This window comes from Pseudoclavibacter chungangensis (assembly GCF_013410545.1).
GTDB classification, from domain to species: domain Bacteria; phylum Actinomycetota; class Actinomycetes; order Actinomycetales; family Microbacteriaceae; genus Pseudoclavibacter; species Pseudoclavibacter chungangensis.
In genome coordinates, this window is the sequence record NZ_JACCFV010000001.1 from 1855884 (window position 1) to 1879719 (window position 23836).

Consider the following 23836-nt stretch of genomic DNA (forward strand, 5'->3'; position numbering starts at 1 on the left):
GCCCACTCCCCCGCACTCCGTCCACGGTCACCCGCCGCCAACCCGGGCGTGACACGATCACACGGTGCGCGGACGGCAGCGTCCGCTTCCAGAAGGGGGCCATCCGTGAGCGATTCGGGACCGTCCACCGACACCGAATCCGGGGCGTCCGCCAGCGGGCGCGCGACGGGGAGCCCCGCGACACCGGCACCTCCGCCCGCTCCCGCACAGCGCCCCCACGCGATCGAGGTGCGCGGTGCGCGCGTCCACAATCTCCGCGACATCGACGTCGACGTCCCCCTCGACCGTCTCGTCGCGATCGCCGGGCGATCCGGCTCGGGCAAGTCGTCGCTCGCGCTCGGTGTGCTGTACGCCGAGGGATCCCGTCGCTATGTGGAGGCGCTCTCGACGTACACGCGTCGGCGCATGTCGCAGGCCGCGCGGGCCGCGGTCGACTCTGTCCGGCACGTGCCCGCGGCGCTCGCGCTCCGCCAGCGTCCCGGCGTGCCCGGCGTGCGTTCGACGTTCGGCACCTCGAGCGAACTGCTGAACGTTCTGCGCGTCCTCTTCTCCCGCCTCGGATCCCACGTCTGCCCGAACGGTCACCGGCTCCCGCCGACGATCGACGTCGCCGCGGGCGAGGAGCTCGTCTGCCCCGTGTGCGGCGTCCGGTTCGCGCCGCTCGGCGCCGAGTCGCTCGCGTTCAACTCGGACGGTGCGTGCCCGAAGTGTGCCGGCACGGGCATCGTTCGGGACATCGACGACGACGCACTCGTGCCCGACCCGCACAAGACGATCGACGAGGGTGCGATCGCGCCGTGGGGCCTGTTCGGACTCTCGGTCATGCCGCGCGTCGTCGCGGAGTTCGGCGTGCGCACGGACGTCCCGTACGAGCATCTCGACGATCGCGAACGCGCCATCGTGCTCGACGGGCCGTCCGAGAAGCGCCACGTGCGCGTCCCGTCGAAGACGGGGAAACTGTTCGAGCTCGATTTCACGTACCGCAGCGCCCGCCAGGCCGTCCGCGAGGCGATGCACAACGCGACGAACGAGCGGGGACTCGCACGCGTGAATCGCTTCGTCCGCGCCCGCACGTGCCCGAGCTGTCACGGCACGCGCCTCTCGGCGGAGGCACGGGCGATCCACGTCGACGGCATCGACCTCGCGGTCGCGACCGCGAAGACCCTCGACGACGCGATGCGATGGGTCGCCTCGCTCCCGGCCACCGTTCCAGCTGACATGCGAAGCATGGCGGCCCAGATCGTCGACGAGTTCGAGGGAATGGGCCGCCGACTCGTGCAGCTCGGGCTCGGGTACCTCTCCCTCGATCGCGCGGGCGCGACCCTCTCGACCGGCGAGCGCCAGCGCGTGCAGCTCGCCAGATCGGTGCGCAACGAGACGACGGGCGTGCTCTACGTCCTCGACGAACCCTCGATCGGCCTGCACCCGGCGAACATCGTGGGCCTGCGCGGAGTTCTGCGCGACCTGCTCGCGGACGGCAACTCGGTCGTGCTCGTCGACCACGAGGTGCAGGTGCTGCGCGAGGCGGACTGGTTCATCGAGATCGGCCCAGGATCCGGCAGCGACGGCGGCCGCGTCGTCGCGCAGGGTGACCTGGAGGCGATCGAAGGCGCCCCGAACTCGCTCATCGGCGGATTCCTCGCCGGACGCGAACGAATCGTCGTTCGCGATCGCACCCCCGCGGACGCGATGTTCGACGAGGGCACCGTCCGGCTCGTGACGACGCCGATCCACACGGTGCACGCACTCGATGCGCGGTTCCCGAAGGGACGCCTGACGGCCGTGACCGGCATGTCGGGATCGGGCAAGACGACGCTCGTCCTCGACGGGCTCGTCCCCGCCCTCGCGGCCGCCGACGCGGGCGGTGCACTCCCCGCGCACGTCTCGTCGATCGAGTCGGCGGGCATCCGACGGGCACAGGTCGTCGACGCGACCCCGATCGGCACGAACGTCCGCTCGACCGTCGCGACGTACAGCGGCGCGTTCGACGAGTTGCGGCGCGCGTTCGCGGCGATCCCGCTCGCGCGCGAACGCGGCCTCGGCGCGGGTGACTTCTCCTACAACACCGGCTCGCTGCGCTGTCCGCGCTGCGAGGGGACGGGTCGCATCGTGCTCGACGTCCAGTTCCTCCCCGACGTCGACATCGCGTGCCCCGCGTGCGGCGGCAGTCGATACGCTTCGGCGGCCGACGCGGTCGCGCTCGACACACCGGCCGGGAGCCTCACTCTGCCGCAACTCCTCGACACGACGGTCGGAGAGGCCGCGACCCTCCTCGAGTCACTCCCCCGTGTCGCACGGCGGCTGCGCACGCTCGTCGATCTCGGCCTCGACTACCTCACCCTCGGCGAGGACACCCCGGCGCTCTCGGGTGGCGAGGCCCAACGCTTGAAGCTCGCCGGCGAGCTGGGCAAGCGCCACGGCGGCACCCTGTTCGTGTTCGACGAGCCGTCCGTCGGCCTGCATCCGCTCGACGTGCGCGTCCTGCTGGGGGTGCTCGACCGTCTCATCGCGACGGGCGCGACGATCGTCGTGATCGAGCACGATCTCGATGTCGTCGCGAACGCCGATCACGTCATCGACCTGGGGCCGGGCGGCGGCGCCGACGGTGGTCGCATCGTGGCCACGGGCACACCGGAGCACCTCGCCTCCGACGAGCACAGCGTCACCGGGCGCTTCCTCGCGCGCGGCTGAACGCGTGGAGCGCCGACAACCACGCAAGGAACGAAACCGACACGGTCCGGCAACGCCCACGTCCACGCCCACCGGCCGCCCGAGCACCCCGTGGACGCACGACGGCACCGGTGCACCGACCACCCCCGGGCCGAACCCGCATCGGATGTACCGCCGCAGCACCGGCCGACCCCATGGCCACCCGTTCGGCGTCGCGGTGTCGACGACGACCGTCGTCGCGGTACCGTCCCCGTCACGCCGCCGGCGAATCGGGCAACAGGATCGTCGTGAGGTCCACCCGCCGGGACCCGGCGCGCGCGGGATCGCGGTACGGCGCGAGTAGTTCGGTGAGCCCCTGCTGGATCACGGCGAGGTCGTCCGTCGTGACGTGCAGCGGCGTCTGCGCGAAACCGAGGTACGAGCGACCCGCCGGATCGCCCGCCGCTTCGAAGCGATCGAAGCCCGCGGCGACCTCGCCGAGGAAGGTCACGAACGCCGAGCGCAGCGCCGCATCGTCCATCGCGCCGAGTTCGTCGGCCTCGACGTGCGCCATGCGCTCCCCGAGCGCGTAGGTGCGCTCGGTCGCGCCGCGCACGCGGCGCTCGCCGACGACCACGAGGATCTCGGCCTCCACGAGCGCAGCGATGTGCCGGTAGAGCGTCGCCTGAGTCACGTCCGGGAGTGCCCGCCGCAGCGCTGCGGTCGTGAGCTCCGCTCCCCCGAGCTGCTGGATGATCCGCAACCTGACGGGATGCAGCACGACATCGGCGATCGCTCGCGAATCGGACATGTCTCTTCCCTCAACCATTCTCACCGTGATAACATTCTCACTGACACCACGATCGTATGCCGAGGAGGACATCATGACGAACGTCGACTACCGGGACGGAACCCTGCACGTCACCTTCACCGGATGGGAGGGGCTCATGGCCGGACGCAGCGCGATCGCGGTGCCGCGCGGTGCCATCCTCGGCGCCAGGTCGACCGACGGCTGGACGACGGAGATCCTGGGCATGCGCTCGGGCCTCGTCGTCTCCGGATTCCGGAAGGTGGGCGTCTTTACCCACCCCTCCGGCATCCGCCGACTCGTCTCGATGTCACGCGGGGTCCCGCTGCTCCGTGTTGGCGTCGACCGCACCACGACGGGCTTCGACGAGCTCCTGCTGAGCACACCGCACGCGAGCGCCATCGCGCGAGCGATCATGAGCGGCGTGCCCGCCTGACCGTTCCGCGGCCAGGGCCGGGTCGGGTCGGCGCGGTCACACCAGGCCGCGCCAACCGACGGCCTCGTCGGACGAGACCGGGTTCGGACGTGCGCGGAGCAACGCGACGCCCACCACGAACTGCCAGAGCATGAACGTGTAGACGGAGCCGCGCTCCCACACCCCGTCGGGGAACAGCACGTGGCCCGTCAACAGCGCGGCGCAGACGAGGCCGAGCACGCCCAGCACGACGCCGGCCACCCGCACGCGCCGCTCGAGCGCGCCGCGCAGCGCCCGGAACGACGTGATCGCGGCGAGGTTGCCACCCCCGATCGCCATGAATGCGCCGAGGACATGGATGGTCATGAGCCCGTTCGCCGCATTCTCCGGCGAGCCGGGCACGAGGCCGACGAACGTGATGCCGATCGCGTGCACGATCCCGAGCACGAGGAACGCGATACCCGCGGGGCCCCGACGCACGAGCGGCGCCACGAGCACCAGTCCGATGACGAAGAGCAGTCCTTCGCCCACGAAGCCGGCGTTCATGACCTGCGGCAGTCGGGAGTCGAGCATGCGGTCGCCGAACGGGCCGACGCTCGCGACGCCGAGGTCGCTGATGTAGAAGCGGCCGTAGTCGTAGCCGGGGAAGGCGAGGGCCGCGACGGCCTCACACAGCACGTACCAGCACGGCGCGAGCACCCAGAGCATGCCCGTGGCACGATTCCCACGCTCGGTCGCGTCGGGCATAGCCTCCGCCGCTCGTTCGTTCACGTCGCGCTCCCTCGTCGACCCACCGACCGGTCGGCGCGACATCCGTCGGGACGGACCACTCGCACCCACGGACGGACGAAAGCCGGCCCGCACGCGTCATGATCGCACGCCCCGAACGCGGATGCCCCGAGCTCGACGCACGGATCCGGTCACACCGACCACGCCCCGACACGTCATCGACCCGGCCGCGCGACGTCGCCGCACGGCCGGGCCGATGACGTCCACCTCAGCCGATGATCTGCTCGACGGGCCCTCGGAAGAAGTACACGAGGAATCCGACCGCGACGAGCCACAGGAGCCAGTGCACCTGCTTGGCCTTGCCGCTCAGCGCGCTGATGAGGCACCACGACACGAAGCCGATGCCGATGCCGTTCGCGATCGAGTACGTGAGGGGCATCGTGACGATCGTCAGGAAGGCGGGGAGCGAGACGCGGAAGTCGGTGAAGTCGATCTCGGCGACCTGCGCCATCATCATCGCGCCCACGACGACGAGGGCGGCCGAACCGACCTCGATCGGCACCGCGAGCGTGAGCGGGGTGAGGAACATCGAGAGGAAGAACAGTGCACCGGTGACGACGGCCGCGAGGCCCGTCCGCGCCCCCTCCCCGATACCGGACGCGCTGTCGACGAACACGGTCGCCGACGAGGTCGACGTGGCGCCGCCCATGACCGCGCCCGCACCCTCGACGATGAACGCCGAACGCAGCCGCGGGAACGTCGAATCGGCGTTCGCGAGGCCGGCGCTCTTCGCGAGCCCCGTCATCGTGCCCATCGCGTCGAAGAAGTTCGTGAACAGCAGCGTGAAGACGAGCATCGTCGCCGCGAGCGGCCCGATGCGCGAGAACGCCCCGAACAGGTCGAACTGTCCGACGAGCCCGAAGTCGGGGATCGTGACGAACGAGGTCGGCAGCGCGGGGATCGTCATGTGCCACCCACCGGGCTCGTCGGACACCGAGCCGAGCTGGAAGATCGCCTGCACGATGATCGCGACGACGGTCGCGACGACCATCCCGATGAGGATGCCGCCCTTCACGCGGCGCGCGACGAGGATGCCGATGAGCACGAGCGCGAACAGGAAGACGACCGTCGGGATCGAGGCGATCGATCCGCCGTCGCCGAGTTGCACGGGCGGGCCGCCCTCGGTGCGGTTCACGAAGCCCGCGTTCACGAAGCCGATGAAGGCGATGAACACGCCGATGCCGACCGTGATCGCCGCCTTGAGCGGTGCGGGGACGGCCTTGAAGATCGCGGTCCGCGCGCCGGTGGCACCGAGTACGACGATGAGGAGCCCGTTGATGATGACGAGCCCCATCGCCTCTGGCCAGGTCACCTGTCCCACGACCGCGACCGCGAGGAACGAGTTGATGCCGAGACCCGCCGCGAGCGCGAACGGCACGCGCGCGATGATGCCCATGAGCATCGTCATGGTGCCCGCCGTGAGCCCCGTGGCGGCCCCCACCTGCGCGGCGTCGAGGATGTTGCCCGCGACGTCGGGGCTGTTGTCACCGCCGAGGATGAGCGGGTTGAGGATCACGATGTAGGCCATCGTGACGAACGTGACGATGCCGCCACGGATCTCGCGCGACACGGTCGAACCGCGTGCCGTGATCTCGAACCAGCGGTCGATCGCGCCCGTCCCGCGTGGCACCGGTCGGCGCTCCTGCGTGTCGTCGCTCGTTGATGACGTCATGACTGCTCCTCAGCGTCCCGCGGTGTCGATGGTCTCAGTAGTCGATTCTGGTGGTGTTCGCCCGCCACTCGTCGAAGGGGTCGACGGGTGTCCCCGAATCGGGGGTGACGCGATCCACGGGCATGAGGGCGCGCGTCGGGTCCTCGAAGTAGTCATAGAAGACGGCGTCGTCGAATCCCGCGTCGGCGGCGTCCTGCCGGTCCGCGGCGAAGTACACGTGCGCGATGCGGGCCCACAGCGCCGAGGCGAGGCACATGGGGCACGGTTCGCAGCTCGTGTAGAGGCTCGCGCCGCTGAGGTCGAACGAGCCGATGCCGCGGCACGCGGCGCGGATGGCGCTCACCTCGGCGTGCGCGGTCGGGTCGAGATCGGCCGTGACGCGATTGACGCCCTCGAAGACGCGGCCGTCGGCGGTGACGACGATCGCACCGAAGGGCCCGCCGGCGTTGCGGACGTTGTCGGTCGCGAGACGGACGGCCTGCGCGAGATACCCCGCGGGCGTGACTGCATGGTCCATGGAGTGCTTCCTCCCTGATCGACGCGCGGCACGGTCACGCCTCGCGTCTCGAACGTCACGATCCACCCCCGGACGTCCGCTCCCTTGCGGACATCGGTGAATCGTGCGCCCTGAACCTAGCAATCGAGTTTCCGAACCACAAGACGTTTCGGAACTGAGATTCCACATCGTGACATCAGAGCCGCCCGTCACGGACTGGATCGGATTCCGGAATGTCGCGTACCCAGAGAGATCGATGGCGAGAGCGGCATGATTGACGACCTGGGAACGCATGCCTATGCTTTCACGACACAAGAAACGAGTTCCATATCACGGAATGAATGCGATCTCGTGCTGTGCGGATGACCGCCCGCACGCACCGTGGAATCCAGAGAGATCGCCATGAGAGCGGCACCGGGTCGTCGACGATGACACCCGGCGCCGGAGCCGGAGCAATCATGACGACAACCGACCCCGACCGCACCCGTGAGCCACGCTTCACGATCAACGGGGAGCGCCGTTCGTTCGGGAACGCGCCCGCCCACACGACCGCGCTCGCGTGGCTCAGATCGAACCGCCTGACGGGCGCGAAGGAGGGCTGCGCGGAGGGTGAGTGCGGCGCGTGCGCCGTGCTCGTCGCGACATCCGACGGCGACGGCAGCGCGTGGACCGCCGTCAACTCGTGCCTCGTGCCCATGGCCGCCCTCGACGGCGCAGAGGTCGTCACGTCCGAGGGGCTCGCCGAGGGGCCGGAACTCCACCCCGTGCAGGCGGCCATGGCCGCGGCGGGCGGATCGCAGTGCGGCTACTGCACGCCGGGGTTCGTGTGCAGCATGACGGCGGAGTTCTATCGGCCGGGTCGCTCGATCGACGCGGCCACGCACGCCGATGCGCAGACGGAATCCGGGGACGTCGACGGGCTCCCCGCGGCTGATCACGAGCACGGGCCGAACGGGTTCGACCTCCACGCGCTGAGCGGCAACCTCTGCCGCTGCACGGGGTATCGCGCCATCCGCGACGCCGCATACTCGCTCGGCGCGCCGGGTGACGAACCGCTCGCGAACCGACGGAACGCGCCGGCCCCGACGCCCGAGCCGTTCGAGCTGCGGCGCGGCGACGTCTCGTTCACGCGTCCGGCCTCGCTCGACGAGGCCACGGCACTGCTCGCCGAGCACGACGACGCCGTCCTCGTCTCCGGAAGCACCGATTGGGGCGTCGAGGTGAACATCCGCGCGCGCAGGGCGAAGCGGATCATCGCGCTCGACCGGCTTCCCGAGCTGACGGGCGTCTCGTTCGACGACGACGCGATCATGATCGGGGCTGCCACCACGCTCTCCGACGTCGAGCGCGAGCTCGACGGCCGCGTGCCGCTCCTCGCGGCCCTGTTCCCGCAGTTCGCCTCACGCCTCATCCGCAACCGCGCGACGCTCGGCGGCAACCTCGGCACCGGGTCGCCGATCGGCGATTCCCCGCCCGCACTGCTCGCGCTCGACGCCGTGCTCGTGCTCGCCTCGTCCGAGGGTCGCCGAGAGGTGCCGCTCGCCGAGTACTTCACGGGCTACCGCGCGAGCGTCCGTCGCCCCGACGAGCTCATCGCCGCGATCCGCATCCCACTGCCGCTCGCACGGCTCACGGGCTTCCACAAGATCGCGAAGCGTCGCTTCGACGACATCTCGAGCGTCGCGGTCGGCTTCGCCGTCGACGTCGAGGAGGGCGTCGTCTCGCGTGCCCGGATCGGTCTCGGTGGCGTGGCCGCGACGCCGGTGCGCGCGCTGCGGACGGAGGAGTTCCTCACCGGCCGCCCGTGGAACCGTCGGACGCTCGGCGAGGCCGCCCGGATCCTGGGTGCGGAGGGGACCCCCATGAGTGACCACCGCGCCAGCTCGAACTACCGCTCCATCATGCTCGCGAACGCCCTGCTCAAGTTCGGCGCGGCGAACACCGTCATCGAGGAGGTCGACGCATGAGTGACCTGGCAACCCGACCGGCGGCCCCGGTCGTCGGCCGTTCCCACCCCCACGAGAGCGCGGCCGGTCACGTGACCGGCGAGGCCCTCTACACCGACGACATCGCGCAGCGCACCGCTTACGCGCTCACCGCCTGGCCGGTGGCGTCGCCGCACGCGCACGCTCGCGTGCTCCGGCTCGACACCGAGGCGGCACTTCGCATCCCGGGTGTCGTCCGTGTCCTGACGAGTGCCGATGTGCCCGCGGTCAACGACGCCGGGATCAAGGGCGACGAGCCGCTCTTCCCCGAGGTCGCACAGTTCGTCGGTCATGCCGTCGCCTGGGTGCTCGGCGAGGACGAGGACGCGGCGCGCGCCGGTGCGGCCGCGGTCGAGGTCGAGTGGGAGGTGCTCCCCTCGCTCGTGTCGGTCGACGATGCGATCGCAGCGGGATCGTTCCAGGGAGTCGTCCGCACCGTGCGACGGGGCGACCCCGACGTGGCGCTCACGAACGCGCCGCACGTGTTCGAGGGGGTCACGGCGTTCGAGGGTCAGGAGCACTTCTACCTCGAGACGCAGGCGGCGCTCGCGTTCGTGGACGAGGGCGGTCAGCTCTTCGTGCACTCGAGCACACAGCACCCGACAGAGGCACAGGAGATCGTCGCCCACGTCCTCGGCCTCTCGAGCAACGACGTGACGGTGCAGGTCGCGCGCATGGGCGGCGGCTTCGGTGGCAAGGAGATGCAGTCGCACGGCTACGCGGCGATCGCCGCGATCGGCACACTCCTGACCGGCCGCCCGGTGCGGCTGCGACTCAGCCGCGCGCTCGACCTCGTCATGACCGGCAAGCGCCACGGGTTCCACATCTCGTGGCGCGTCGGGTTCGACGACGACGGGCGGATTCTCGCCCTCAAGGCCGTCCTCACCTCCGACGGCGGCTGGTGTCTCGACATGTCCGAGCCGGTTATGGCCCGCGCGCTCTGCCACGTCGACAACGCCTACTTCATCCCGAACATCGAGGCGGTCGGCCGCATCGCGAAGTCGAACAAGACGTCGCAGACCGCGTTCCGCGGGTTCGGCGGCCCACAGGGCATGCTCCTCATCGAGGACGTCCTGGGCCGGAGCGCACCGCTCCTCGGCCTCGACCCGGAGGAACTGCGGCGCCGGAACTTCTACGTCGACGGGCAGACGACGCCCTACGGCATGCCCGTCCGCCACGCGCACCGCATCGAGCGCATCTGGCGCGAGGTCGGCGAGCGCAGCGATTTCGCGGCCCGCCGCGCCGAGGTGGACGCCTTCAACGCGCGGCACGACGACCGCAAGCGCGGCCTCGCCATCACGCCCGTGAAGTTCGGGATCTCGTTCAACCTCGTCGCGTTCAACCAGGCCGGTGCGCTCGTCCACGTCTACAAGGACGGTTCCGTCCTCATCAATCACGGCGGCACCGAGATGGGGCAGGGCCTCAACACGAAGATGATCCAGGTCGCCGCGACCGCGCTCGGTGTCCCGTACGACAGCGTGCGGCTCGCGCCGACCCGCACCGACAAGGTGCCGAACACGTCGGCGACGGCGGCGAGCTCCGGCGCCGACCTCAACGGTGGGGCCGTCAAGAACGCGTGCGAGCAGATCATCGAGCGCATCGCCGACGTCGCGGGCGGCATGCTCGGCGTGCAGGGCCGCGACGTGCGCATCTCGGACGGTGTCGTGCGTGCCCTGGGCATCCCGGATCGCGAACTCACGTTCGCCGAGGTCGTCGGCGAGGCGTACCGGCGCCGCATCCAGTTGTGGGCCGCGGGCTTCTACCGCACCGAGGGACTGCACTGGGACGCGAACACGATGAGCGGCGAGCCGTTCAAGTACTTTGCGTGCGGTGCCGCCGTGACGGAGGTCGAGGTCGACGGGTACACGGGCGCGACGTCGACCCGCCGCGTCGACATCGTGCACGACGTGGGCGACTCCCTCTCCCCCATGATCGACATCGGCCAGATCGAGGGCGCCTACGTGCAGGGACTCGGCTGGCTCACGCTCGAGGACCTGCGCTGGGACGAGAGCGACGGACCCGGGCGCGGCCGGCTCCTCACCTCGTCGGCGAGCACCTACAAGTTGCCGAGCTTCTCGGAGATGCCGGTGGAGTTCAACGTGCACCTGCTGCAGGACGCCGCCGAGGAGGGGGCCGTGTACGGCTCGAAGGCGGTCGGCGAGCCGCCGTTCATGCTCGCGTTCAGTGCGCGGGAGGCGTTGCGCGATGCCGTCGCCGCCTACGGACCGGTGGGCTACAGCGTCGAGCTCGCGTCGCCCGCGACACCGGAGGCGCTCTATTGGGCGATCGATCGCGCACGCGCGGCGGCGGACGGTGGCCCGGGCGATGCGGACCCGTCGTCCGCCTCACCGTCCGTCACCACCGCTGACGACGCGCCGGGTGCCCACCCGAGCACGTCGGGCAGCGGATCGACGCGCACGACCGGACTGCCCTCACCGGTGGCCCTCGCCGTCGATCCGGTGGACGACTGAGCGCGACGTGGACTGGGTCGACGAGCTCGCGCGGCTCCGCGGCCGGGGCGAAGCGGGCGTGCTGCTCACGGTCGCGACCGTCCGTGGGCACGCGCCGCGCGAGCCCGGCGCGAAGCTCGTCGTTTCGCGCGATGCGACGTGGGGCACGATCGGCGGCGGGAACGCTGAGGCGTCGGCGATCGACCGGGCGCGTGAGCTGCTCGACGACGGGGCGGCCGGCACGGAACTGCTCACGTTCCGGCTCAACGATCGCGTCGCGACCGAGCACGGCGTGCAGTGCTGCGGAGGGGAGATGACCGTGCTCGTGGAGCCGATCCGACCGAGGCGGGTCGTGGCCGTGTTCGGCCTCGGGCACGTGGGGTTCGAGATCGCACACGTCCTCGCGCGTCACGAGCTCCGGCTCGTGCTCGTGGACTCGCGTGCCGAGGCGACCCTGCCCGAGCGCTTCGCCGCGCTCGCGACGGGCCCCGCCGATCTCTCGATCCGTCACGAGGCCGCCCCGGAGCGCGTCGTCGCCGATCTGCCGGCCGAGGCGACGCTCCTCGTGCTCACACACGACCACGCGGAGGACTTCGTGCTGTGTGACGCGGCGCTGCGCCACGCCTCGTCGGGGTACATCGGCCTCATCGGGTCGAACGCGAAGTGGCAACGGTTCCGGAGTCGGCTCGCGGACGAAGGCCATACGGCGGAGGCGATCGATCGCATCACGTGCCCGATCGGCATCCCGGACATCACGGCGAAGGACCCCGCATCGATCGCGGTCGCGGTCGCGGCGGACCTCCTCGCCAGGCGCGACGCGGGCGTCCCCCGGTGATCCTCACCGAGCACGTCACGAACGCCGTCGTCGTGCTCGCGCACCCAACATTGGCATAGGTCATATTAGGCTCGGGGTGTGGACCAGACGCAGAACATGGGAAGCGCCGCGGCACGCGACCGCTGGGAGCTCGACCGGGGGCCCGTCGACGTGCTCGTCATCGGCTCGCAGCTCGTGTACGGCTCGGTCGGGACGAACGGCGTCGTCCCGATCCTGACGGACGCGGGACTCGTCGTCGCCCGGATCCCCACCGTGCTGCTCAGCAACCTGCCGCACCACGCGAGCGTGCACGCCGTACCGATGACGGCTGAGTGGCTCACCGGGACGCTCGCCGACCTCGACGCCCTCGGCATCACCGACGAGATCGGCACCGTCGTCACGGGCTACTTCGTCGCGCCGGAGCAGGTCGAGGCGGTCGCCACCTGGCTCTCGGCGCTGCTCGCTCGCCGCCCGACGCTCCGGGTGGTCGTCGATCCGACCCTCGGCGATTCGGACGTCGGCTTCTACACGGAGCCCGCCGTCGCGGGCCCCCTGCGGTCCGCTCTCGTCCCGCTCGCGACGGGGATCACCCCCAACGCGTTCGAGCTCGAGACGCTCACGGCGGAGTCGGCGGCGACCGACGACGTCCCGACGAGAGCGCGCTCGCTCCTCGGCCCACGCGGCGCATGGGCCGTCGTCACGGGCGGTGAGACGGACTCGGATCCCGCCGGGGCGTCCGGTCCCGACGAGGTGTCGAGCCTCCTCGTCCTCGCTCACGGCCACGACCGGCACGCGGGACCACGCATCGCGTCGAGCGCGAAGGGTGCCGGCGACGTGTTCACCGGCGCGCTCGTCGCCGCGCTCCACCCGGGCAGGGGCTCGACGATGCGGTCACGACCGCCGCCGCGACCGTCCGGGTGGCACTCGCGACACGGTCCCTGCCACCCCGGCCCGGTCCGTCGCCGACATCGAGTCCGTCGGACTGAGCCACGTCGCCCCCGACACGCGGCCGCGCGGCGGGCCGGGGCGATTCGCGAGGGCCGGACGGACAGGAGGGAGTCCCGTGCACACGCTGTCGTTGCTCGTCGCGGCCGCACCGATCGTCGTGATCCTCGCGATGCTGCTCCTCCGCGTCCCCTCGCTCTGGGCGGCCGTCGCGGGGCTCGTCGTGGCACTCGTCGGCGCCACGCTCCGCTTCCCGGTCGGCGCAGAGGTCGTCGCGGCGACGACGGCCGAGATGGGGCCGACGCTGCTCGTCGTCGCGCTCATCCTGCTCGGTGGCGTCGCGATGGCCGAGACGATGGAACGCAGCGGTGCGCAGGAGCGGCTGTCGTCGTGGCTCGCATCGGCCGAGGCCGGTGGCGACCGCACGATCACCCTGCTGCTGCTCGTGTTCGGGCTCACACCGTTCATGGAGTCGGTGACGGGTTTCGGTCTCGGAGTGGTCGTCACCGCACCCCTGCTCATCAGGATGGGACTCACGCCCGTGAAGGCCGTCGTCGCGGGACTGCTCGGACTCGTGCTCGTGCCCTGGGGCTCGCTCGCACCGGGGACGCTCATCGCCGCGCAACTCGGCGACCAGGACTTCACCGCACTCGGCGTCTGGTCCGCGATCCTCACCCTGCCCGTGCTGCTCGTGAGCGCGATCGTCGTCGTCGCGGTCGTCGTCGGTCGGCCGCGGGCCGCGGTGCTCGGACTCGTCACGGCCGTCGTCGGCGTGGCATGGGGCACACTCGTGCTGTCGAACCGGTTCGTCGGCGTTCCGCTCTCGGGTGTCCTCGCGTCCGGATCGGTCATCGCCCTGCTCCTCGGCATCACCGCAATCGCGCGCGGCGGGCTGCCGAGGGTCGGACGGGACCTCGCACGCGCCCTCGTCCCCTACCTCGTGCTCGTGATCAGCATCCTCGCCGCGACCGCGATCACCGCGCTGACGAGCACGCGCGACACGCTCGGCTGGACGGCGAATCCCGCGCTCTGGCTGCTCATGGCGGCGGCCACCTCGTTCGCCGGGCTCGGCACGTCGCGGAGTGAGACGCTCGGCCTCCTGCGTCGCGTCGTGCGTCGCTGGGCACCCATCGCGGGCAACGCGGTCGCGTTCATGCTCGTCGGCATCGTCATGGCCGCAACCGGCATGGCGACGGACCTCGCCGTGACCGAATCGCACATCGGGTCTGCGTTCGTCGCCCTGATCCCCCTCGTCGGTGCACTCGGCGGCTACGTCACGGGCTCGAGGCGGCGATGTTCTCCGCCGCGACGGCCTCGGCCGCGAGCGGGCTCGGCGCGAACGCACTCGTCGCGGTCGCCGGCCAGAACGTCGCGGGGTCGTACGCGATGCTCGCCTCACCGCCACGTGTCGCGCTCGCGGTCGGCGTCGCCCTGCCGGCCGGTGAGCGCCTGCCCGCCTGGGCCCCGCGCGTGCTCCTCGGTGCGGTGCTCGTCGCGGTCGTCGTGCTGGGGGCGCTCGTCGCCCTGTTCGCGTGACGGATGTGCGCGCGACGGGACAGTGCGATCAGGCGCCGTCGGCGATACCCGCGGCGCCCGGCCAGTAGTCGCCGTCGGCGGTCGCGCGGGCGCCGAAGACGGCCTGGCCGACGCGCACGCACGTCGCCCCCTCCTCGACCGCCACCTCGTAGTCGCCGGACATGCCCATCGACAGTCCGCCGTCGCCGACGAGCTCCGGATCCGTGTCGCGGATGCGGTCGCGCAGATCCCGCAGTCGCGTGAAGCAGGCACGGACGGCCGGGACGTCGCGACTGAAGATCGCGAGCGTCATGAGCCCGCGCACCCTGAGCGCGGCGTAGTTCGGCAGCTCACGGAGGAACGCCTCGACCTCCTCGGGTGCCAGCCCGTACTTCTGCGGTTCGGCCGAGGTGTTGACCTGGACGTACACGTCGAGCGACCGGCCCGCAGCCTGCAAGCGGCGGTCGAGCGCCGCCGCGACACGTGCGCTGTCGAGCGCCTGGAACTCGGCGGCGAAGGCGGCCACATCGCGCGCCTTGTTGGTCTGGAGATGGCCGATGACCGACCAGGCGACGCCGAGATCCGCGAGCTCCTCGGCCTTTCGCTTGGCTTCCTGCACCTTGTTCTCGCCGAGCTCGTGACACCCCGCGGCAACGGCGAGCCGGATGCGCTCCTCCGGCACCGTCTTGCTCACGGGCAGCAGGCGCACATCCGACGGATCGCGCCCCGCCCGAGCCGCCGCGGCCGCGATGTTCGCCCGCACCTGCCCCAGGTTGTGCTCGAACTCCGACACCGTCGTCGCCGTCGGGTAGTCCTGCACGGGGACCCCATCCGCAGATTGCTTTGACATAGGCCAAAGTTTACCATTGCCGTGACAGCGCACCACGGTCGCCGACGAGAGGGCACGGAATGGACGTCTCACCGGATCGCATCGCAGGCGACAGTGCCCAGGAGATCGCGGAGAGCGTGCGGGGGCTCATCGACTCGGGCGAGCTCGCGCCCGGCGACGCACTCCCCCCGTACCGACGCCTCGCTGAGCACCTCGGCGTCAATCGGAACACGACGATCGCCGCGTACCGGCAGCTCGCCGTCGCGGGCGCGGTCGAGACGCGGGGACGCGGGGGCACGATCGTGCTCGGCCCGCACCTCGGCACCGAGGAGGGGTTCCTCCTCGGCACGACCCTGCGGGACGTGGGCAGCGGGAACCCCGATGCGGCGCTCCTGCCGAACCCGGCGGACGTGTCGCTGCCGGCCGCGCCCCCGCGCCTCTATGGGGAGACGCCGATCGATCCGGCGCTCGCGGCGTGGGCGACCGAGTGGATCCGTGCGGACCGAGCCCGGCCGTTCTCCCTCTCGGTGACGTCCGGTGCGGTCGACGCGGTCGAACGACTCCTCGCCGGCGCCCTCGCGGTCGGTGACGCGGTCGCACTCGAGGACCCCTGCTACCTCACGAGCATCAACACGACTCGCGTCGCGGGATACCGGACGATTCCCGTGCCGGTGGATGCGGACGGCATGACCCCCGACGGCCTGCGTGCGGCACTCGAGCAGGGGGCGCGCGCGGTCGTCTGCACGCCGCGCGCCCACAATCCGACGGGCGTGAGCGTGAGCCCGGAGCGGGCCGCCGAACTCCGGGCCACGCTCGAGGGGTATCCGAACGTGCTCGTCGTCGAGGACGACCACTTCTCGCTCCTGTCGACGTCGACCCCCGTGTCGATCGTTCCACCGGAGCACCGGCGATGGGCGCTCGTGCGCTCGGTGTCGAAGTTCCTCGGGCCCGACCTGCGCCTCGCGCTCGTCGCGACCGACGACGACACGGCGCGCAGGCTCGCGCTCCGGACGGGCTCGGGCGCGACCTGGGTGAGTCACCTCCTGCAGCGCACGGTGCACGCGCTCGTCAGCGATGCGTCGGTGCTCGCGCGCGTGCGGCAGGCTCGTGCGCACTATGCGAAGCGGAATCTCGCGTTCGTCGAACGACTGCGCCTCGTCGGCGTCCCGACCGCGAGTCGGGACGGGCTGAACGTCTGGGTCGACGTCGCGACCGACGCCACCGAGGTCGCCGACGGACTCGCCGATCGCGGCTGGCTCGTGCGCGAGGGCGGCATGTTCACGCTCGGCGACGAGGCATCGACACGTTTGCGCTTCACGGTGCACGACCTGACCGACGCCGAGCAGGAGACGCTCGTCGAGGACCTGATCGCGGCGCGTGAGGCGGCCGCGAACGGTCTCTCGCCGAGCGCGGGCACCACACACCGATCACCGGACGTCCACGAGTCCGGTACACGAGGAGAGGATGCACCATGAGCTCGACCATCACGACCGGGGCGGCACCGTCGGCCCCGCAGCTCGTCACTGAGATCCCCGGCCCGCGGAGCCGCGAGATCAATGCGCGTCGGACGGCGGCCGTTCCGCGCGGGGTGGGCGCCGTGCTGCCCGTGTACGTCGATCGCGCGGAGGGCCCGTGGGTCGTCGACGTGGACGGGAACCGACTGCTCGACCTCGGTGCCGGGATCGGCGTGACGACGCTCGGGCACTCGCAGCCGACCGTCGTCGCAGCCGCGCAGGAACAGCTCGAACGCTTCGCCCATACGCTGTTCACGGTCACGCCGTACGAGAACTACGTCCGCCTCGCCGAACGGCTCGCGGCCCGTACGCCGGGGTCCCACGCGAAGAAGAGCTTCTTCGTGAACTCGGGCGCCGAGGCCGTCGAGAACGCCGTCAAGATCGCCCGCGCCCACACCGGCCGGTACGCGGTCGCATCGCTCGACCACGCGTTCCACGGCCGCACGAACCTGACGATCGCGATGAACCACCGCGCGGCGCCGTACGGGACGGGCTTCGGTCCGTTCGCGCCGGGCATCCATCGCGTGCCGAACTCGTACCCGTTCCGCGACGGGCTCACGGGCGCGGAGGCCGCGGCCCGTACGATCGCCCACCTCGAGCAGCGCATCGGGGTCACGGACCTCGCGGCGATCGTCGCCGAGCCGATCCAGGGCGAGGGCGGATTCGTCGTCCCCGCGGACGGCTACCTGCCTGCACTGCAGGCGTGGGCGAGCGCGAACGGCGTCGTCTTCGTCGCGGACGAGATCCAGGCCGGTCTCGGCCGCACCGGCACGTGGTTCGCGAGCGAGCTGTTCGACCTCGTGCCCGATCTCGTGCTCACCGCGAAGGGCATCGCCGACGGACTCCCGCTCGCGGGGATCACGGGACGGGCGGAGATCATGGACGCCGCGCTCCCGGGCGGACTCGGCGGGACGTTCGGCGGCAATCCGGTGTCGATCGCCGCCGCTCACGCCGTGTTCGACCTGCTCGAGACGGGTGCGCCGTTCGTCGAGGCGGCGCGCATCGAGCACGCGCTCACGACGGGGCTGCGCGCGCTCGCGGCGAGGCACGACGTCATCGGCGAGGTGCGCGGCCACGGCGCGATGATCGCGTTCGAGCTCACCGAACCGGGCACGACCGCGCCGCTCGCCGGACTCGCGAACGAGATCGCCGCGTTCGCCGCGCAGCGCGGGATCCTGCTCCTGACGGCGGGCAGCGACGGCAACGTGATCCGCTTCCTCCCCTCACTCGAGGTCACGGACGAACAGATCGCGTTCACACTCGGCGTCGTCGACGACGCGCTCGCGGCACGCTGATCGCACGCGAGCGGCCCGTGACCGGCGGTCGCGGGCCGCTCGGGCGGTCGCACACATCGCGGGTGACCACGCCGCTCAGGGCAGCATCGCTCGCAGGTGCTCGACGAACGGCGCGAGGCGCTGCGCGAGGAAGGTGCCGAGTTCGTCCGGCTCGTCGTCGCTGCAGGCCCCCGCCTCCGCGCTCCGCGTCGCGACCGCGAGCAGGGCGTGCGCGACCGTGTCCATGAGCTCGCGCTCGGCCGTGACGCCGCCTCGTGTCGGGTGCGAGATCAGGTCTCCGGCGCGTCCGTGGCTCGTCGCCGGGCGCGGAATCGCGGCCAACGGCGACGACGTTCGGTCGCCCGTGCGGCCTCGTCCGCCCGACGCCGTGCTTCCTCGGCGCGAGCGGCCCGTCGTTCGGCCCATGCCGCGACGGTCGCCTCGGTGTCGCGCGGCATGGTGACGAGCGGCGGCCCGGCTGGTGGTTGGAAGCGCGCCCGGACGACGCGGGTGTTGAACTCCGCGATCTCGTGGCGGACGGCCTTCTCGTTCGTGAGCGTATCGAGCCGCTCGTCGAGGGCCGCGTCGTCCCGGCGGAGCTCGATCGAGGGTGGCAGCATGGCGAGTTGCTCGCGCTTGACGAGGCCCTTGAGCCACCAGTCGGGATCGAGGTGGTCGTCGAGGTCGAGGGGCTTGCCCGCGCCCGGCAGGTCGTCGAACGCCCCGCGCTCGATCGCCGCACGGATCTGGCGGTCGGCGATGAGCGCGACGGCGAGGTCGACATCACACGGGAAGGCAGCGGGGTCGACGAACCCACTGGACGATTCGTGCTCGGTCATGGCCGTTCCTGGTCGCGGTTGCGTGTGTCCAGTGTATTGCGGGACCCCGCGCACCCGCCCGGAGTCCGCGGTGGACGTCCGATGCCGTGCGCTACGCGGTGCGCCCACCGCTGCTGCGCCGAACGACGAGTTCCGTCGGCAGGATGCGGTGTTCGCCGGGTAGCGGAGGTGACCCCTCGGCGCGCGCCTCCGCCCGCCGAACCACCATCTCGACGGCAGCCGATGCGAGCTGCGCGGGGTCCTGCGCCAGGCTCGTGAGTTGCAGGTACGGCAGCTCGGCCTGCTCGGAATCGTCGAAGCCGACGACCGCGAGGTCTTCGGGGACTCGCTTCCCGAGGAGGCGCGCCTGAGCGACGATGCCCTGGGCGCTTCGATCGTTGAAGGCGATGACCGCGGTCGCGTCGGGGTGGCTTCGCAGTGCCGCCTCGATACCGCGCGCGCCGTCGGCCTCCGAGGCGCCGCCCGGGAGGACGGCGACCTCGTCGTCCAGCCCCTCCTCCGACGCACAGCGGAGGAACGTCGCTCGCCTCGTCGCGTCCCCCGAGACGCCCGGAGCGCCGAGGTAGAGGATGCGCGTGTGCCCGCCCGCACGCAGGTGCCTGACGGCGAGCTCCGTGCCTCGAGCGTCGTCCATCGAGACGCTGTCGAACCACGTGGAGCCGTACTGACTGGCCACAGTGACGACGGCCACCTCGCCCGCGATGCGGTCGACGGCGTCCTGCGGCAGCGTCGCGCCGAGCAGCACGAGGCCCTCCACCCGCTCCCCGAGGAGCGCATCGATCGCGTCCGCCTCGCCACGATGTCTCGTCACGGCCGCGAGCGACACGTTGTAGCCCGCCCCGCGGGCGGCGAGCTGCAACTCGTCGATGAGCTCACCGTGGAACGGCTGAGCCGCGTGGAAGACGATGCCGATGAGGAGCGAGCGGCCCTGCCGGAGCATCCGGGCTCGCTCGTCCCGTCGGTAGCCGAGGCGAGCGGCTGCCTGGAGCACGCGCGCCCGCGTCTCTGCTCCCGCGCCCGGCGCCTCCCGCATGACGATCGAGACGAGTGGCTGCGAGACCCCGGCCGCTTCGGCGACGTCGCGCATCGTGACGCGTTTGCCGTTCCCCGGTCTCGCGGGGCCGGGGGCATCGTGTGCGTCTCGTGCGTCGGCGTCGCTCATGCTCCGATGCTAAAGGCCTCCCGGAAGCGGCGGAGCGCGAGGTCGGCATCATCGGCGGCATAGGCCTCCATCGCGACGACTCCCCGGTAACCGAGCTCGTCGAGCGCGCGAGCGACCCGCGGGTAGTGGATCTCCCCCGTGCCCGGTTCGCAGCGGCCGGGGACGTCCGCCACCTGGACCTCGCCGATGTACGGAAACGCCCGGCCGCACAGGTCGACCAGGTCACCCTCGCCGATCTGCGCGTGGTAGAGGTCGAGGTTCAGGCGAAGATGCGGGCTGTCGACCGCCGCGACCAGGGCAATCGTGTCGCTCGCCCGATTGAACGGCACGCCGGGGTGGTCGACGGCGTGGTTGAGGTTCTCCAACGTGAAGACCTTGTCGTACTCCGTACCGAGCGCGGCGAGCCGCTCGAGCGTGCGCAGCGCCGCGAGCCAGTCGGCCGGGGTCGGGTTCGGGGTCGGCCGCACGGGGAGGCCGTTGTCGTCGAGGCCCGTTCCGTGGATCACGAGGCGCGGCACGTCGAGCACCTGCGCGGCGTCGAGCGACTCGCGTGCGGTGGCGACGATCTCGTCGGCACCGTCCGGATCGATGAGCTCGCCGCGGATGTATCCCGACATCGAGCCGAACGTCGCGCCCGTCGCGGCGAGCGCGTCGAGGTCCTTCTCCCACCAGCGCCAGATCTCCACCTCGAAGCCGACGTCGTCGATGCGGCGGACGCGCTCCGTGAACGGCAGATCGAGGGAGAGCATCTCGGCGCACGCCGCGAGCACGAACGGAGACTGTTCGGCGGGCGACCCGGTGCCCTTCCCGGCGCCGCTCATCGGACAACCTCGACGGGCTCGCCGCTCGTGACCGACTCGATGCAGGCGAGCGCGATGACCATCGCTTCGAGGGCCGCTTCCGTGCCGGGTCGCGCGCTCTCGTCACCCGCGACCGCGTCGACGAACGTTTGCAGCTCGGCCGTGTAGGCGGCGCGCATGAGCTGCGTGTCGGCGCGCACCGTATCGAACGCCGCGCCCGACGTGCCGTAGAGACGGAGGCTCGACGCGGCGAGCTCCCCGGCCGTCGCCATCCCCGCACTGCCGAAGACCTCGGCTCGGGCGTCGTAGCCGTAGGCGGCCGAGAAGTTCGCCTCCGCCGTCGCGATCGCGCCGTTGTCGTATCGGATCGTCACGACCGCGGTGTCGAGCAGGCCGGTGTCCTTGAAGTCCGGGGCGACGAGCGCGTCCGCGACCGCGTACACCGAGGTCGCACGGGCACCCGGATTGAAGAAGTTCAGGGTGTCGAAGTCATGGATGAGCGTCTCGAGGAAGATCGTGAACGGCCGGACCGCGGCGGGGTCGGCGAGCCCGGGGTCACGGGTCACCGAGCGGAGCAACTGCGGCGTTCCGAGCCGTCCGGCGTCGAGGGCCGCGCGGAGTTCGGGGAATCCGTTCGCGTATCGGCGGTTGAATCCGACCTGGAAGATCACACCGTGCCGCTCGACGGCCGCCTCGACGCGGCGCAGCTCCTCGAGCGAGACGCCGGTCGGCTTCTCGCAGAAAACAGCCTTTCCGGCCGCCGCGGCCTGTTCGACCAGCGTGGTGTGGAACCGGGCGGGTGCCGTGATGACGACCGCATCGAGGTCCGGGCGCGCGAGGAGTTCGGCGACGTCGGTGTACGAGTGCTCGACGCCGAGCGATTCGGCGAGCGTCGCCGCCGCCCCGTCGACGGGGTCGGCGACGGCGACGAGCTCGGCGTTCGGCAGGTCGCGGGCGATGATCGCGGCGTGGTTGCTTCCGATGCGCCCGGCGCCGATGAGCGCGAGGCGGATGAGCGGGGACGTGGACATGGTGCATCTCCTGGGGACGGCGGTGCCGACACGACACCGTGCTGCTGGGTGTGCCCAGCACCACGAGACTATTACGTAGTAGCGCGAGTCGTCTAGTACGTATAAGGTGACCGAATCGGCCGCTGTGACGGGCCGGGATCCGCCGAGACAAAGGAGTTCTCATCACTTCCACACACGGGGCGACGCCGTCGGAGACGGCCCTGCCCAAGCTCACCCCCGGCCCGTACCGCAAGCGACTCGGGCTCATCTCGATCGTCGCCTGCTTCGGCGGGCTCCTGTTCGGTTACGACACCGGCGTCATCAACGGGGCGCTGCGCCCGATGGCCGCGGAGATCGGGCTCGACGCCTTCACCGAGGGCGTCGTCACGAGTTCGCTCGTCTTCGCCGCCGCCGTGGGCGCGCTCTTCGGCGGGCGCATCTCCGATGCCATCGGGCGTCGTCGGACGATCATCATCCTCGCGGTGCTCTTCTTCCTCGGCACGGTCGTCGTCGTGGCCTCCCCCGGCTTCGCGCTGCTCGTCGCGGGACGTGTGATGCTGGGCCTCGCCGTCGGCGGCGCATCCACGGTCGTGCCCGTCTACCTCGCCGAACTCGCGCCGTTCGAGATCCGCGGGTCGATCACGGGCCGCAACGAGGTCGCCATCGTCACCGGTCAGCTGTCGGCGTTCGTCATCAACGCGATCCTCGGCAACACGCTCGGGCACCTCGACGGGGTGTGGCGCATCATGTTCGCGGTCTGCGCGATTCCGGCCATCTGCCTCTTCTTCGGGATGCTCCGCATGCCCGAGTCGCCGCGCTGGCTCGTCGAAAAGGGGCGCCACGCGGACGCACTCGCCGTCCTCAAGACCGTCCGATCCGAGGAGCGCGCGATCGCGGAACTCGGCGAGGTCGAGCAGGTCGCGAAGGAGGAGCAGCGCGAGGCCAAGGTCGGGCTCGCCGCGGTGCTCACGAACAAGTGGCTCATCCGGATCCTGCTCATCGGTGTCGGGGTGTCGATGATGCAGCAGCTCACGGGCATCAACTCGATCATGTACTACGGGCAGGTCGTGCTCATCGAGTCCGGATTCGAGGAGTCGGCAGCACTCATCGCGAACATCGCACCCGGTGTCGTCGCCGTCATCGGTGGCTTCATCGCGCTCTACATGATGGACCGCGTCGACCGGCGCAAGACGTTCGCGATCGGCCTCACGCTGACGACCACGTGCCATCTGCTGATCGGTGCCGCGTCGCTCGCCCTTCCGGTCGGCAACCCTGCCCGACCGTTCGTGATCCTCATCCTCGTCGTCGCGTTCGTCGCATCGATGCAGACGTTCCTCAACGTCGCCGTGTGGGTGTACCTGGCGGAGATCTTCCCGCTGCACATGCGCGGCCTCGGCATCGGCGTCTCGGTGTTCTTCGGGTGGATGACCAACGGCTTCCTCGCCCTCTACTTCCCGAGCCTCATCGCCGGGATGGGCATCAGTGGCGTGTTCTTCCTCTTCGCGGGCATCGGCGCGGTCGCGCTGTTGTTCACGATCACACAGGTGCCGGAGACCCGTGGCGTGACGCTCGAGAAACTCGAGGTCGGCGTCACCACGGGCGCCATCCACGTGGTCCGCAGGAGGCGCTGAGCGAGTTGGGCTCGGCCGTTGCCTCGAACGGTCGAGCTGCCCGCGGGTGCGGCTTCGACGCGAGAGTCGTTGCCTGCCCGCGGGCACTTCGCGTCTGCGGCGGGGCCTGCTGCGACGTCCGTTGCTCAGAGCCGGCCGCTGTCCACCGACGTGCCGGTCCCCCGCATCGGGCTCCTCGGCGTCGAGCACCGGCACGAGCGCTCGGCGGCAGGCGGGACCTCCCGTATCTGGCCCGGAAT

Annotated in this window: 19 protein-coding genes and 2 pseudogenes; 11 read left to right on the forward strand and 10 right to left on the reverse strand. The window is 71.1% G+C overall.

Annotated elements, in window-relative coordinates; all coding sequences use genetic code 11:
- The first annotated feature begins 105 nt into the window (after positions 1 to 105).
- A complete protein-coding gene (locus tag HNR16_RS08325; RefSeq protein WP_225737999.1) occupies positions 106 to 2691 on the forward strand; it encodes an excinuclease ABC subunit UvrA in 2586 nt (861 codons plus the stop codon).
- A 232-nt stretch (positions 2692 to 2923) separates the two neighbouring features.
- On the opposite strand, the gene HNR16_RS08330 is transcribed toward HNR16_RS08325, so the two are convergent.
- Entirely contained in the window at positions 2924 to 3460 is a 537-nt protein-coding gene (locus HNR16_RS08330) for a helix-turn-helix domain-containing protein (RefSeq protein WP_158042093.1), read from the reverse strand.
- A 73-nt stretch (positions 3461 to 3533) separates the two neighbouring features.
- Here HNR16_RS08330 and HNR16_RS08335 point away from each other — a divergent pair, with 73 nt between their 5' ends.
- The gene (locus HNR16_RS08335) at positions 3534 to 3893 is read left to right on the forward strand and encodes a hypothetical protein (RefSeq protein ID WP_158042092.1); all 360 of its coding nucleotides are present in this window, start codon (positions 3534 to 3536) and stop codon (positions 3891 to 3893) included.
- Positions 3894 to 3929: 36 nt separating this feature from the next.
- On the opposite strand, the gene HNR16_RS08340 is transcribed toward HNR16_RS08335, so the two are convergent.
- The 3 genes from HNR16_RS08340 to HNR16_RS08350 form a co-directional block, all read right to left on the reverse strand.
- Positions 3930 to 4643: a DUF998 domain-containing protein gene (locus tag HNR16_RS08340; protein WP_179558168.1), complete on the reverse strand. Its 714-nt coding sequence runs from the start codon at positions 4641 to 4643 to the stop codon at positions 3930 to 3932.
- Between the two features lie 226 nt (positions 4644 to 4869).
- Positions 4870 to 6333, reverse strand: coding sequence for an NCS2 family permease (locus HNR16_RS08345; RefSeq protein WP_158042090.1), 1464 nt, complete (start codon positions 6331 to 6333; stop codon positions 4870 to 4872).
- Positions 6334 to 6367: 34 nt separating this feature from the next.
- On the reverse strand, positions 6368 to 6850 hold the full coding sequence (locus HNR16_RS08350; protein WP_158042089.1) for a nucleoside deaminase: 483 nt from the start codon (positions 6848 to 6850) through the stop codon (positions 6368 to 6370).
- 437 nt (positions 6851 to 7287) lie between these two features.
- Here HNR16_RS08350 and HNR16_RS08355 point away from each other — a divergent pair, with 437 nt between their 5' ends.
- From HNR16_RS08355 to HNR16_RS17840, 6 genes and pseudogenes are all read left to right on the forward strand, one after another.
- Positions 7288 to 8796, forward strand: coding sequence for a xanthine dehydrogenase small subunit (locus tag HNR16_RS08355; protein ID WP_158042088.1), 1509 nt, complete (start codon positions 7288 to 7290; stop codon positions 8794 to 8796).
- Entirely contained in the window at positions 8793 to 11285 is a 2493-nt protein-coding gene (gene xdhB, locus HNR16_RS08360) for a xanthine dehydrogenase molybdopterin binding subunit (protein WP_158042087.1), read from the forward strand. Before HNR16_RS08355 ends, xdhB begins: the two co-directional genes overlap by 4 nt.
- A 7-nt stretch (positions 11286 to 11292) precedes the next feature.
- Positions 11293 to 12099 (forward strand): xanthine dehydrogenase accessory protein XdhC, encoded by an 807-nt coding sequence (xdhC, locus tag HNR16_RS08365; RefSeq protein WP_158042086.1) that lies wholly within the window; start codon positions 11293 to 11295, stop codon positions 12097 to 12099.
- 300 nt (positions 12100 to 12399) lie between these two features.
- A pseudogene (locus tag HNR16_RS19005) lies at positions 12400 to 12939 on the forward strand (bifunctional hydroxymethylpyrimidine kinase/phosphomethylpyrimidine kinase); the annotation flags it as partial.
- Positions 12940 to 13141: 202 nt separating this feature from the next.
- Positions 13142 to 14251: pseudogene (locus HNR16_RS19010) on the forward strand (L-lactate permease); the annotation flags it as partial.
- 65 nt (positions 14252 to 14316) lie between these two features.
- The gene (locus HNR16_RS17840) at positions 14317 to 14559 is read left to right on the forward strand and encodes a hypothetical protein (RefSeq protein WP_218868413.1); all 243 of its coding nucleotides are present in this window, start codon (positions 14317 to 14319) and stop codon (positions 14557 to 14559) included.
- 28 nt (positions 14560 to 14587) lie between these two features.
- Here HNR16_RS17840 and HNR16_RS08380 read toward each other — a convergent pair whose 3' ends face one another.
- Entirely contained in the window at positions 14588 to 15388 is an 801-nt protein-coding gene (locus HNR16_RS08380; RefSeq protein WP_158042085.1) for a YggS family pyridoxal phosphate-dependent enzyme, read from the reverse strand.
- Between the two features lie 59 nt (positions 15389 to 15447).
- Between HNR16_RS08380 and HNR16_RS08385 the strand changes: the two genes are divergently transcribed.
- Positions 15448 to 16842, forward strand: coding sequence for an aminotransferase class I/II-fold pyridoxal phosphate-dependent enzyme (locus HNR16_RS08385; RefSeq protein ID WP_158042084.1), 1395 nt, complete (start codon positions 15448 to 15450; stop codon positions 16840 to 16842).
- A complete protein-coding gene (gene gabT, locus HNR16_RS08390) occupies positions 16839 to 18176 on the forward strand; it encodes a 4-aminobutyrate--2-oxoglutarate transaminase (protein WP_158042083.1) in 1338 nt (445 codons plus the stop codon). Before HNR16_RS08385 ends, gabT begins: the two co-directional genes overlap by 4 nt.
- 75 nt (positions 18177 to 18251) lie before the next feature.
- On the opposite strand, the gene HNR16_RS08395 is transcribed toward gabT, so the two are convergent.
- The 5 genes from HNR16_RS08395 to HNR16_RS08415 all read right to left on the reverse strand — a co-directional run bounded on the left by HNR16_RS08395 (position 18252) and on the right by HNR16_RS08415 (position 21987).
- Positions 18252 to 18401 carry a hypothetical protein gene (locus HNR16_RS08395; protein WP_179558169.1) on the reverse strand — a complete coding sequence of 50 codons (150 nt, stop codon included), beginning with the start codon at positions 18399 to 18401 and terminating at the stop codon, positions 18252 to 18254.
- Positions 18402 to 18445: 44 nt separating this feature from the next.
- Complete coding sequence (locus tag HNR16_RS08400; protein ID WP_158042082.1) at positions 18446 to 18994, reverse strand: DnaJ family domain-containing protein; 549 nt, start codon at positions 18992 to 18994, stop codon at positions 18446 to 18448.
- Between the two features lie 91 nt (positions 18995 to 19085).
- Positions 19086 to 20156, reverse strand: coding sequence for a LacI family DNA-binding transcriptional regulator (locus tag HNR16_RS08405; protein WP_158042081.1), 1071 nt, complete (start codon positions 20154 to 20156; stop codon positions 19086 to 19088).
- Positions 20153 to 20977 carry a TIM barrel protein gene (locus HNR16_RS08410; protein WP_158042080.1) on the reverse strand — a complete coding sequence of 275 codons (825 nt, stop codon included), beginning with the start codon at positions 20975 to 20977 and terminating at the stop codon, positions 20153 to 20155. Before HNR16_RS08410 ends, HNR16_RS08405 begins: the two co-directional genes overlap by 4 nt.
- Entirely contained in the window at positions 20974 to 21987 is a 1014-nt protein-coding gene (locus HNR16_RS08415) for a Gfo/Idh/MocA family oxidoreductase (RefSeq protein WP_158042079.1), read from the reverse strand. The genes HNR16_RS08410 and HNR16_RS08415 overlap by 4 nt, the downstream gene beginning before the upstream one ends.
- A 161-nt stretch (positions 21988 to 22148) precedes the next feature.
- On the opposite strand from HNR16_RS08415, the gene HNR16_RS08420 reads away from it, so the two are divergent.
- Positions 22149 to 23597 carry a sugar porter family MFS transporter gene (locus HNR16_RS08420; RefSeq protein WP_158042078.1) on the forward strand — a complete coding sequence of 483 codons (1449 nt, stop codon included), beginning with the start codon at positions 22149 to 22151 and terminating at the stop codon, positions 23595 to 23597.
- Positions 23598 to 23836: the final 239 nt, after the last annotated feature.